This window comes from Flavobacterium sp. RSP49 (genome assembly GCF_003968735.1).
Taxonomy (GTDB): domain Bacteria; phylum Bacteroidota; class Bacteroidia; order Flavobacteriales; family Flavobacteriaceae; genus Flavobacterium.
Window position 1 is genome coordinate 80148 of record NZ_RYDN01000004.1, and the last position, 11812, is coordinate 91959.

An 11812-nucleotide genomic window follows, 5' to 3' on the forward strand; every position below is an offset into this window, starting at 1 on the left:
AACGCTTTAAAACATTTAAAAAATGCCAATTTTAGTACATTGTTTATTACAATTGGAACGAATCCTTATATAATTTACTCTTTACCGGCTATCCTCCATTTTTGTACTGTAATTTTGTAATAACTTTAAATTTTAACATGATGAAAAAAATCATACTTACGTTAGTTTTTGCTTCAGCGATTACAACTTTAAGCGCTCAAACAGAAACTGTAAAAAATACTGAAATTGACTTTAATAAATGGTCTATCGAAATTGCAGGTGGTTTTAACAAACCACAACAGCCTCTGACTGCCGGTTATTTTACCTCTACACCCAGTCCTTTTGTTGCTGATCTAGGAGTTCGATATATGTTCAACAACAAATTTGGTCTAAAGGCTGACGTTGGATACAACAGTTTTCAGGCAAAAAAGGAATCTATTAATTTCGATACTCAGTACTACAGAGCAAATTTACAAGCTGTAGCTAACTTAGGAAGGGTTATGAATTTTGAAACTTGGACCAATACAATTGGTTTATTAGGTCATACTGGTTTTGGTTATGCGCAGTTGAGAAATGACAATAATCACATCCAAGACAAAATGGGTAACTTTATTGCCGGTGTAACTGCACAAGTGAAACTAACAAACAGACTTGCCTTGACAGGAGATTTCACGACAATAATGAATTTTGGTCAAAATACTGCTTTTGATAATGCCAGCCTTACGCCTGAAGCCAGAGGTTTCTCGGGGACTCTTTTTAATGGTACAGTAGGTTTAACAGTTTACTTAGGTAAAAACGAAAAACATGCGGACTGGGTTATCGATCATGAAAGTAAATTTGATGCAATTGACGCAAGATTTATGGCTATCGAAAATAAAATGCTAGATACGGATGGAGATGGCGTAGCTAATTATTTAGATCAAGAAGAAAACACCCCTGCAGGAGCTTTGGTTGACACCAAAGGAAGATCAATTGATAAAAATAACAACAATGTTCCTGATGCTACAGAAGCTTACGTCCTAGAGAATTATGCTAGCAAAACCCCTGATAGTAACGTTGTATATGATAACGAACTAATTAAAAGTTTAATTAATGGTGGTTATGTTGCTGTTTATTTTAACTTTGATCAATCAAGACCAACTGACGTATCTACAGAAGCTACTAGTTTTATTTTAACATACTTGAGAGACAATCCTTCTGCTTCAGTAGACATTATTGGTCATGCTGATGAATTAGGAGGATCTGCTTACAATGATAAATTATCTACAGCAAGAGCTAACCATGTTAAAACTACGCTGGTAAAAGCTAACATTGATGCATCAAGATTGAATGTTGTTGCAAACGGTGAAGATACCTCGGTAGATAAAAATTCAGTAAATGCAAGAAAACTAGTTAGAAGAGTTACGTTCTCCGTAAAATAAGCTTCATACTTACTTATAAAAAAGCCCTAAAGGAAAATTCCTTTAGGGCTTTTTTTAGAACTAAACCTTTTCTAACTGTTCCATTTTAGAATAGAGAATCAACTACCTCCTAAACTATTCACAAAGAATAGCTGTACTTTTGAACTTTAAATAAAATCCCGCCATTTTGAGAACCCTTTTAGATATAGAAAATTGGCCTAGAAAAGAACATTTTCATTTTTTCAGACAATTTGAAGAACCTTTTTTTGGAGCTACTGTCGAAATTGATTGTACAAAAGCTTATGCAGCTGCAAAAGCACTAAATTCTTCTTTTTTTAATTATTATTTACACCAAACATTAGTAGCGGTAAATACCATTGAATCTTTTAAATATCGAGTTTCAGAGGACCAAATATATATTTGTGACCAAATTAATGCTTCGGCTACAATCGGTAGGAAGGACGGCACTTTCGGATTTTCTTTAATCGAATACAATGCTGATTTTGCAGTTTTCAAAACGACCGCCGCTACAGAGATTGCCCGCATTCAAACCACAACAGGACTTTTTACCCGAACTTTTGAGGAGGATAACGTGATCCATTTTTCAGCAATTCCGTGGCTGGATTTTTCCTCTTTATCCCATGCTAGAAGTTTTTCCTTTCCGGACAGCTGTCCAAAAATATCTTTTGGCAAAATGAAAGTATCCCCTAGTGGCAAAAGAACCATGCCCATGTCTGTTCATGTACATCATGGATTAATGGACGGTTTTCATCTGGGACAATTTGTGGATTGTTTTCAGGAATTGATGAATCAGTAGTCACTTATTTTATTTAACTTTACTAAAAAGAAAATTATGCTATCTAAAAATATTGAAATTGCCCTAAACAAACAGATTCGCATTGAAGCAGAATCCTCGCAAACCTACCTTTCTATGGCGTGTTGGGCTGAAGTGAGCGGACTGGAAGGAATTGCTCAATTCATGTTTACCCAATCTGACGAAGAGCGCCTTCACATGCTCAAATTAATCAAGTATGTTAATGAGCGTGGTGGGCATGCAAAAATAACAGACTTAAAAGCCCCGAAAATCACTTATGAAACCTTCAAAGATATGTTTGAGGAACTTTATAAACATGAAATTTTTGTTTCGGATTCGATAAATGAGTTGGTACACATCACTTTCTCTGAAAAAGATTATGCCACACATAACTTTCTGCAATGGTATGTTGCCGAACAAATTGAGGAAGAAGCGACCGCAAAATCTATTTTGGACAAAATCAACTTAATAGGAGATGACAAAGGCGGTTTATACTTATTTGACAGAGACTTACAACAAGTGGTGCTTGTCAAACCTGCTATTTAAATGTTAAAATTTATTTAGAACAGATAAAAATAATATACATTTGCCCTAGTTTTTAATTCTTTATAAAAATTGGAAAAGAAAAAAAAGGGAAAGAAAAAGAATCAAAAAGAAATCCTTAAAACCATTAAGATTGCAGAAAACTGCAAATCTAAATGTTGCAAAAAATTCAAAAAAGGGGAAGACAATCGCTGTAAGCGGTGTCCGTTGTTTGATTTATTAAAAAAAGTATCCTGATTCAAAACATAAATGCCCTCTGAGACAGAGGGCATTATTTTATTGCTTCGCCTTGAAAGGCCTATTTCCCTAAAAGCAAAACATCATCAACGACAACTTCAGTGATGTAACGTTTTTCTCCATTTTTATCGTCATAACTTCTATGGGTTAATTTTCCTTCAATGGCAATTTCTTTTCCTTTGGTAACATATTTCTCTATGATTTCAGCCGTTTTTCCCCAAGCAACGAGTTTGTGCCATTGGGTTTCTTCTACTTTTTCTCCTTTGTCGTTTTTGTAGCTTTCATTTGTAGCTAACGAAAAATTAGCTAGTTTTTTTCCTCCGTCAAATGATTTAATTTCCGGATCATTTCCAACATGTCCAATTAACTGTACTTTGTTTCTTAATGTGCTCATGGCGTATACTATTTAAATGTTAGTGTATGTTTGTTGAATTGGTCTTTCAAATCAACAGGGCAAAGATGCGATCATTGCTAAAAGGTAATCGGTTGTTAACTATTTACTTTCGGTTGTAACTATTTGTAACCGTTTGTAATTGGTAAATTTTAGCTATATTTGATAAAATCATCATTTCATGCAAGCCAAAATAAACAAAGTAGAGTTACGAAATCTAGCGATTGAAGACTATAAAGAGCTCAAAAAATCAATGGTAGAATCGTATCCGGAAATGGTAGGTTCCTATTGGAGAGAACATCATATTGAAAAATTATTGAGCATTTTTCCGGAAGGCCAACTCGTAATCTTAGTAGACGGCAAAGTTGTAGGCTCTGCATTATCGCTAATTGTGGATGAAAGCTTAGTAGACAAAAACCATAATTATTCTGATATAACAGGAAAATATACCTTTTCGACCCACAATCCACAAGGGGATGTCTTGTATGGAATCGATGTGTTTATTCATCCAAGCTACAGAGGACTGCGCCTAGGAAGACGTTTGTATGACGCCCGTAAAGAACTATGTGAACAATTGAATTTGAAAGCAATTGTTTTTGCCGGCAGGATTCCAAATTATGGGCAACACGCCAAAACCCTCACTCCTAAAAATTATATCGAAAAAGTAAAAAGAAAAGAGCTACACGACCCTGTGCTTTCTTTTCAGCTGAGCAATGATTTTCACGTAATCCGGGTCATGAAAAACTATCTGGAAGGCGATACCGATTCTAAAGAATTTGCCGTTTTACTAGAATGGAATAATATTTATTACGACGAAAGCCCTAAATTAATAAACCTCAAGAAAAGTGTCATCCGCCTGGGACTCGTTCAGTGGCAGATGCGCCAACTGAACAATCTGGAAGCTTTATTTGAACAATGTGAATTTTTTGTTGATGTCGTTTCCGGGTATGGCAGTGATTTTGCATTATTTCCAGAACTCTTTACCGCTCCGTTGATGGCGGATTACAATCATTTGTCCGAGGCAGAAGCCATACGGGAATTAGCCAAACATTCAGAGCCTGTTCGCAAACGCTTTCAGGAGCTAGCCATTTCGTACAACATCAACATTATTACAGGAAGTATGCCTCATTTAGAAAACGGCACGCTTTACAATGTGGGTTTTTTATGCAAGAGAGACGGAACTTCAGAAATGTATGCCAAAATTCATGTTACTCCAAACGAAGTACAACACTGGGGGATGACTGGAGGATCACAAATTAAGACCTTTGATACCGATTGTGGTAAAATAGGCATCATGATTTGTTATGATGTTGAATTTCCGGAGCTCTCTAGATTAATGGCAGATGAAGGCATGAATATTTTATTTGTCCCGTTCTTGACAGATACTCAAAACGCCTATACCAGAGTCAAACATTGCGCACAAGCCAGAGCGATTGAAAACGAATGTTATGTAGCCATAGCAGGATGTGTAGGAAATCTTCCTAAAGTAAACAACATGGATATTCAATATGCGCAATCAGCAGTATTTACACCTTCTGATTTTGCTTTTCCAAGTAATGGAATCAAAGCCGAAGCAACCCCAAATACCGAGATGACACTCATTGTAGACGTAGATTTAGATTTACTGAAAGAGCTTCACGAGCACGGTAGCGTACGCATTCTAAAAGACCGTAGAACTGATCTATACGATATCAAAAAAATAAATCCATGACAAAAACCTGCTTAGAATGTGAAGAGAAAATTGTAGGCCGTGAAGATAAAAAGTTTTGCAGTGACGGTTGTCGCAACGCCTACAACAATAAAATGAACAAAGACAGCACTAATTTTATGCGCAACATCAACAATAAGTTACGCAAAAATTACCGCATTCTAATTGAACTTAATCCCGATGGAAAATCAAAAACCACCCGCGCAAAATTATTAAGCAAAGGTTTTGATTTTGAATTTTTTACTAATATTCTGCGAACCAAAACAGGAAATACTTACTATTTCCTGTACGATCAGGGGTATTTAGTTTTAGACAATGAGTATTACATGCTAGTCAAAAAAGACATTTAACACCGCATCCAAATCCACTTACTTACCATGAAAAAAGATTATTTCTCCATTTTTGCCGGTTTGTTTATTTCAGTAACCCTAGCGTTAATCTACTTTACGATGATGCCGCAATGGACTTCCAATGATCAAGGGTCCCTTACTGAGTTTTCGACCCAAAGGGCTTTGAATCACATCAAATCCATTTCAAAAAAACCTCATTATGTAGGCTCCGACAATCATGAAGTGGTCGCAAATTACATCCTGAAAGAGCTAAAAAAGTTAGGACTGCAGACTTCTGTTCAAACCGGCTATACGCTAAGTGACTGGGGAAATCTGGTACAATCAAAAAACATCTTGGCTCGTATCAAAGGTTCTAATAGTTCCAAAGCCTTGTTGTTGCTTTCACACTATGACAGCGCACCCCATTCCTACTCGCCTGGAGCTAGTGATGCGGGTTCCGGTGTAGCTACAATTCTGGAAAGTGTTCGGGCTTTTTTATACAATAAAACCCCGCATAAAAACGATATTATTATTTTGTTTTCGGATGCAGAAGAGTTAGGACTTAATGGTGCTGCACTTTTTGTAACCCAACATAAATGGGCAAAACAAGTGGGACTGGTACTCAATTTTGAAGCCCGTGGTTCTTCCGGCCCCAGCTACATGCTGATGGAAACTAACAATGGAAATGCAGGATTAGTAAAAGAGTTTGCTGCTGCAAAAGCGACTTTTCCAGTATCTAATTCCTTGATGTACAGCATTTATAAAATGTTACCCAACGACACTGATTTGACCGTTTTTAGGGAACAAGGCGATATTCAGGGCTATAACTTTGCATTTATTGATGACCATTTTAACTACCATACCGCTCAGGATGACATCCAGCATTTAAACAAAAATACGCTGGCTCATCAGGGTTCATATTTAATACCGTTGTTAAATTATTTTTCCAATACGGATTTAAATGCGGTGCAATCCAGTGAAGAGTATGTCTATTTTACCATTCCATACACTTTTATAAGCTATCCTTTCAGTTGGGTTTTGCCTATGGTTCTACTCGCCTTAGCGTTGTTTCTTTCGCTATTATTTATAGGAAGAGCCAAACGCCTTATATCAGCCCGAGAAATTGTAAAAGGATTCATTCCGCTGTTTGGTTCCCTGACGGCAACGGGAATAATTACCTTTTTTGGATGGAAAGGATTGCTGCTCGTCTATCCTCAATACACGGATTTGCTGAACGGATTTACCTATAACGGACATGCTTACATAGCTGCTTTCGTACTGCTGGCTTTAGCAATAAGCATGGTGTTTTATCATTTATTTTCATGTCGTAAAGTCAACATCAATCATTATGTAGCGCCATTATTTATTTGGATTGTGATTAATGCCATCATAGCTTTTATGTTACCGGGAGCTGGATTCTTGATTATTCCGGTGTACTTTGGTCTATTCCTTTTTGGGGTTTTCATTGTGACTCAAAAATCAAGCGAAACATTAAATCTTATTTTTAGCATTCCTGCTTTGATCATTATAGCTCCTTTTATCCAAATGTTTCCTATCGGTTTGGGACTAAAGGTATTGTTTGGAAGTGCCCTTCTTACGGTATTGCTATTCGGATTATTGCTGCCTATTTTTGGGGCTTTCGCCAAAAAGGGAATCTGGTCTATACTCCTGCTTTTGCTTTCCATTGGCTTTTTTGCGAAAGCGCATTTAGAGTCGGGATACAAACCCGGAAAAGCGAAGTCAAATAGTTTATTATACCTTTATAATGCTGACACAGATCAAGCCAATTGGGCCACGTATGACACCAATCTCGATTCCTGGACCACAGGCTATTTGGGTGTAAACCCGAAAAAGGCAACCAATTTGAACGAAATTCCGTTGTTCAGCAAATACAATTCTGGTTTTACCTATGCTGCCAAAGCACCTAAAAAAGCGATTCCGAAACCAACTATCGCATTTCTGGAAGACCGAATTATAGGAAATCAAAGACATGTCAAAATAAAAATTTCCCCGAACAGAAACGTTAATCGCTATGACATTTTTGCCAATGAAAAAATGATACTTCATAATTTCAAAGCCAATGGCGTGACTACACTAGGTCGGAAAAATTCAATTTACCAGCGCAAAGGAAAAAAAATCCTGAGCTATTATGTGGTAGGAAATGCCCCTTTAGAATTGCAGTTTAGTTTTAATGCTGCAACTGCGTTCAACATGGAACTGTTAGAAAGTTCTTTTGATCTACTTTCCAATCCTTTATTTGAAATCACAAAAAGAGAAAACTGGATGATGCCAACCCCTTTTGTTTTGAACGATGCGGTTGTCATTAGGCAAAAAATAAAAGCGAGTCCGGTTGTTGTGAATATTTTGGAGACTACTGTAACAAATCCTGTTGTAAAAGATAGTTTAGCAGTAGTGAAAGACAGTTTGAAATTCAATTAATTTTTGAAAAAATGATAAAAATTAGTGTTCTGGGTTGCGGATGGCTGGGTTTGCCTTTGGCGAAAGCCTTACTTTCGAAAGGATTTTCCGTGAAGGGCTCGACGACTTCTACAGCGAAATTAGACGTATTGAAAAATACCGGAATCGCTCCTTTCTTAATTGCGCTTTCAGAAAATAAAACCAAAGGAAACCTTTCTGATTTTCTGGAAAATTCTAAAATTTTAATCATTGATGTCCCACCAAAACTTCGTGGTTTAGCGCAAGAAAACTTTGTTGCCAAGATTAGAAATATGATTCCATCTATCGAAAAATCTTCTGTTGAAAACGTACTTTTCATCAGTTCGACATCTGTTTATAATGATGAAGCTATTTTTGTTACTGAAGAAACTATCCCAAAACCGGATACGGAAAGCGGCAAACAATTACTGGAAACAGAACAGCTTTTGCAAAACAACAGTCATTTTAAAACGACGGTATTGCGTTTTGGCGGATTAATTGGCCAGGACCGCCATCCTGTAAAATTCTTGGCAGGCAGAGAAAATCTTGATAACCCTAATGCAACCATTAACTTAATTCATCAAGACGATTGTATTGGAATCATTGAAAAAATTATTGAAACGGATTCATGGAATGAAACCTTCAATGCAGTGGCTCCATTTCATCCTTCTCGAGAACAGTACTACACCCAAAAAGCGAAGGATCTGGATTTAGCTTTGCCAAAATTTAATTCAGAAGAAAATTCAACTGGAAAAATAATTTTGAGTGCTCGCATAGAAACGGTTTTAAAGTATACTTTTACGAAACCAAATTTGTAATGTGAGAACTAAAATTAAGAATGCCGTTTCGTCCAAAATAGACACTATTGGACTGCCAATTTTGGCTTTGTGTTGGGTCAGTTTTTTTTGGGGAACTACCTGGATTGCTTCTAAAGAGGGCGTGAAACACATGCCCGCCTTACAACTTGTCGCCATCAGACAATTTTTAGGAGGATTCCTGTATATTTCCTATTTTTTATTTAAAAAGGCGCCTTGGCCAAAGGGAAAACAATGGAAAACGATCATCATTCTAAGCATTCTTAATTTTGTTTTAAGCAACGGATTAAGCACTTGGGGCGTCAAGTATATCAGTAGTGGTCTAGGCGCAATTATTGGTGCTTGTGTTCCTTTATGGATTGTGATCATTACTTTTTTTAGAGGCGAACGATTATCCAGAGTATCAGTTGTGGGTTTGATTATCAGTTTCAGTGGGGTTTGTGTGATTTTTTACGACCACCTGAGTGATTTTTTGATACCTAGTTTCAGATTTGGAATAATCATTTCCATAATTTCTACTTTAACTTGGGCATTTGGCACCTTGTACACAAAGAAAAAAGCAGCCACTTTTAATCCGTATTTTAGTTTGGGACTGCAAATGTTTATTTCTAGTATTTTAGTTTTTGCCTACACTGGCGCAACTGGAATTTCCGTCAAATTAAGCGAAATTCCTGCTGCTTCCTGGTGGTCTATCGCTTATTTAGTTGTTTTTGGTTCCATACTTACCTTCATTGCCTTTATCTATGCGCTTCAAAATCTTCCTGCTGAAATTAGCACTGTTTATTCCTATATTAATCCTATTATTGCTGTGCTTCTGGGTGCTTTTATCTTTGGCGAAACCCTTAACGCCGCAATAGCCATAGGTGGAAGCGTTACGTTGTTTGGGTTGTATCTGGTGAATTATTCGTTGAGAAGAACCCGAAAAAACAGTATCAAAACAGAATAAAAAAAGTCCAATTTGCTTGAGCAAATTGGACTTTTTTATACTACAAGATAATTTTTATACCTGTATTTTTTTCTGGACTGAAGCTACGTCTCTGTGTCATTCGACTAAGGAGAAATCACATCAAGATCATACTCTGGTGAATAATTTCTACCAGATTTTTACTCTCTTTTCTGGAGCAATGTACATGCCATCATTTTCTTTAATATCAAAGGCTTGATAAAACGTATCAATATTTTGCAAAGGCACATACGCACGGTACATTCCTGGAGAATGCGGATCTGTTTTTACTTGATTTTTCAAGGCTTCATCACGCATTTTTGAACGCCATATTGTTGACCAGGAAATAAAGAAACGTTGTTCCGGAGTATATCCATCGATTAATCCCGGGTTTCCGTTTGCTTTCAGGTACAATTGCAAACCATCATAAGCGGCATTTACGCCTCCTAAATCTCCAATGTTTTCACCAAGCGTGAATTTACCATCTACAAAAGTTCCTGGAATAGGTTGCAAAGCGCTGTATTGAGCTGCAAGCGCTCCTGTTAAAGCAGAGAATTGTTTCAAATCTTCAGCGGTCCACCAATCTACTAAGTTTCCGTCAGCATTGTAACGCGATCCCGAATCATCAAACCCATGTGAAATTTCATGCCCGATAACGGCTCCAATTCCACCATAATTTACGGCTTCATCTGCTTGATAATTGTAAAAAGGCGGTTGCAAAATAGCTGCTGGAAATACAATCTCATTATTTGATGGGTTGAAATAGGCGTTCACAGTTTGTGGAGACATGCCCCATTTTTCTTTATCGACTGGCTTGTTCAATTCAGCTATGTTTTCTTCAAAACGCCATTTTGCCAAGTTTTTAACATTATCAAAATACGTTCCGCCTTCTTTTGGACTTTTAATGGTCAAGGCTGAATAATCTTTCCATTTGTCTGGATATCCAATTTTTATTCTTGATTTATGCAGTTTAGCAAGTGCACTTACCTTAGTTTCTGTAGACATCCAAGGCAAATTATTGATTCGGTTTTCGAAAGCAAGAAATATATTTTTGATCATTTTTTCCGCTTTGGCTTTGGCTTCAGCCGGAAACATTTTCTCTACATATAATTTTCCTAACGCTTCTCCAACCGTTCCGTTGATGGTTTGAAGTGCTCTTTCGTCACGTGGTCTTTGACTTACAGCGCCCGTCAGGGTTTTTCCGTAAAACTCCCAGTTTGCGTCTTCAATAGTAGTTGACAATTGACTTGATGCTCTGTTTAATAAAGTCCAACGCATGTATGCTTTCCAGTCTTCTACTTTATTTTCTTTGAAAATTGTTTCTAAAGCAGTCATATATTTAGGCTGAGACACTATCAAGGAATCCACTTTAGGCAATCCTATTTTTGTGAAATAATTATCCCAGTTGATTGAAGGAGTCAGTTTTTGTAAATCTTTAACCGTCATTGGGTTGTATGATTTACGACGGTCTCTTCTTTCTACTCTATCCAATCTTGGTTTAGACATGGCGATTTCAAGTGCTAGGATTTTTTCGGCATTCGCTTTAGCAACTACCGGAGTATCACCAAGGTACTGTAACATTTTAGCAACGTGAAGCACGTATTTAGCTCGTTTTTCTTTAGAGTCGGCATCTTCAGAAACATAATAATCTCTGTCTGGCAAACCTACGCTACCCAATCCTACATTAATTACATTTCTATTGCTGTTCTTTGCATCAGTGCCTACACTGGCTCCCACAAATCCAATACCGCCAATTGGCTCCATTTCAATTAATAATGCCTCTAGGTCTTTCGCATTTTTAACTGCGTTTATTTTTGTCAAATACGGCTTTAAAGGCGCTATCCCAAGCTTATTTCTTCCTATGGTATCTAATATCGACTGGTATAAATTAACGGCTTTCCCTTGATCAGTATTTGATTTATAACTCGGATTCTTAGTGGCTTCCTTCAAGATTGCCAAAGCATCGGCATCTGTTTTTTGACGCAATTCATCAAAACTTCCCCAACGGGTTCTATCAGCTGGAATTTCTGTATTATCCAACCATGTTCCATTCACATAGCGAAAAAAATCATTGTTGGGTTGTACATTCTTGTCCATGTGGTTCACATTGATTCCTGGCTCTTTCGCCACGGCTGTGTTCTGGGCTTGACTTACCGTAAAACCCATGATTGCAGGAATCACAAAAAGCAACTGCTTATTGATGTTCTTTTTCATTTT

10 protein-coding genes are annotated in these 11812 nt (G+C 37.1%); 8 read left to right on the top strand and 2 right to left on the bottom strand.

The features are described from left to right. The first annotated feature begins 140 nt into the window (after positions 1 to 140). The 3 genes from EKM02_RS03570 to EKM02_RS03580 all read left to right on the top strand — a co-directional run bounded on the left by EKM02_RS03570 (position 141) and on the right by EKM02_RS03580 (position 2739). Positions 141 to 1400: an OmpA family protein gene (locus EKM02_RS03570; protein ID WP_126452154.1), complete on the top strand. Its 1260-nt coding sequence runs from the start codon at positions 141 to 143 to the stop codon at positions 1398 to 1400. Between the two features lie 166 nt (positions 1401 to 1566). Next, positions 1567 to 2196 (top strand): chloramphenicol acetyltransferase, encoded by a 630-nt coding sequence (locus tag EKM02_RS03575; protein ID WP_126452156.1) that lies wholly within the window; start codon positions 1567 to 1569, stop codon positions 2194 to 2196. 36 nt (positions 2197 to 2232) lie between these two features. Beyond that, a complete protein-coding gene (locus EKM02_RS03580; protein WP_126452158.1) occupies positions 2233 to 2739 on the top strand; it encodes a ferritin in 507 nt (168 codons plus the stop codon). A gap of 295 nt (positions 2740 to 3034) precedes the next feature. Here the strand turns inward: EKM02_RS03580 and EKM02_RS03585 are convergent, their stop codons facing one another. After that, complete coding sequence (locus EKM02_RS03585) at positions 3035 to 3367, bottom strand: single-stranded DNA-binding protein (RefSeq protein WP_126452160.1); 333 nt, start codon at positions 3365 to 3367, stop codon at positions 3035 to 3037. Positions 3368 to 3545: 178 nt separating this feature from the next. Here EKM02_RS03585 and EKM02_RS03590 point away from each other — a divergent pair, with 178 nt between their 5' ends. From EKM02_RS03590 to EKM02_RS03610, 5 genes are all read left to right on the top strand, one after another. Further along, on the top strand, positions 3546 to 5075 hold the full coding sequence (locus tag EKM02_RS03590; protein WP_126452162.1) for a bifunctional GNAT family N-acetyltransferase/carbon-nitrogen hydrolase family protein: 1530 nt from the start codon (positions 3546 to 3548) through the stop codon (positions 5073 to 5075). Then, positions 5072 to 5422, top strand: a complete 351-nt coding sequence (locus tag EKM02_RS03595) for a hypothetical protein (RefSeq protein ID WP_126452170.1) — start codon at positions 5072 to 5074, stop codon at positions 5420 to 5422. Before EKM02_RS03590 ends, EKM02_RS03595 begins: the two co-directional genes overlap by 4 nt. A 99-nt stretch (positions 5423 to 5521) precedes the next feature. Continuing rightward, positions 5522 to 7840, top strand: a complete 2319-nt coding sequence (locus EKM02_RS03600; RefSeq protein ID WP_126452329.1) for a M28 family peptidase — start codon at positions 5522 to 5524, stop codon at positions 7838 to 7840. Between the two features lie 11 nt (positions 7841 to 7851). Further along, positions 7852 to 8655: an SDR family oxidoreductase gene (locus EKM02_RS03605; protein WP_126452172.1), complete on the top strand. Its 804-nt coding sequence runs from the start codon at positions 7852 to 7854 to the stop codon at positions 8653 to 8655. Position 8656: 1 nt separating this feature from the next. Further along, positions 8657 to 9598, top strand: a complete 942-nt coding sequence (locus tag EKM02_RS03610) for a DMT family transporter (RefSeq protein ID WP_234423148.1) — start codon at positions 8657 to 8659, stop codon at positions 9596 to 9598. 147 nt (positions 9599 to 9745) lie between these two features. Here the strand turns inward: EKM02_RS03610 and EKM02_RS03615 are convergent, their stop codons facing one another. Further along, positions 9746 to 11809 (bottom strand): M13 family metallopeptidase, encoded by a 2064-nt coding sequence (locus EKM02_RS03615; RefSeq protein WP_126452174.1) that lies wholly within the window; start codon positions 11807 to 11809, stop codon positions 9746 to 9748. Positions 11810 to 11812: the final 3 nt, after the last annotated feature.

Excerpts from the sequence above, each read along its gene's own strand:
- EKM02_RS03580 (WP_126452158.1), top strand. The coding sequence starts at position 2,233 with ATGCTATCTAAAAATATTGAAATTGCCCTAAACAAACAGATTCGCATT.
- EKM02_RS03605 (WP_126452172.1), top strand. The coding sequence starts at position 7,852 with ATGATAAAAATTAGTGTTCTGGGTTGCGGATGGCTGGGTTTGCCTTTG.
- EKM02_RS03590 (WP_126452162.1), top strand. The coding sequence starts at position 3,546 with ATGCAAGCCAAAATAAACAAAGTAGAGTTACGAAATCTAGCGATTGAA.
- EKM02_RS03615 (WP_126452174.1), bottom strand. The coding sequence starts at position 11,809 with ATGAAAAAGAACATCAATAAGCAGTTGCTTTTTGTGATTCCTGCAATC.
- EKM02_RS03570 (WP_126452154.1), top strand. The coding sequence starts at position 141 with ATGAAAAAAATCATACTTACGTTAGTTTTTGCTTCAGCGATTACAACT.
- EKM02_RS03595 (WP_126452170.1), top strand. The coding sequence starts at position 5,072 with ATGACAAAAACCTGCTTAGAATGTGAAGAGAAAATTGTAGGCCGTGAA.
- EKM02_RS03585 (WP_126452160.1), bottom strand. The coding sequence starts at position 3,367 with ATGAGCACATTAAGAAACAAAGTACAGTTAATTGGACATGTTGGAAAT.
- EKM02_RS03600 (WP_126452329.1), top strand. The coding sequence starts at position 5,522 with ATGATGCCGCAATGGACTTCCAATGATCAAGGGTCCCTTACTGAGTTT.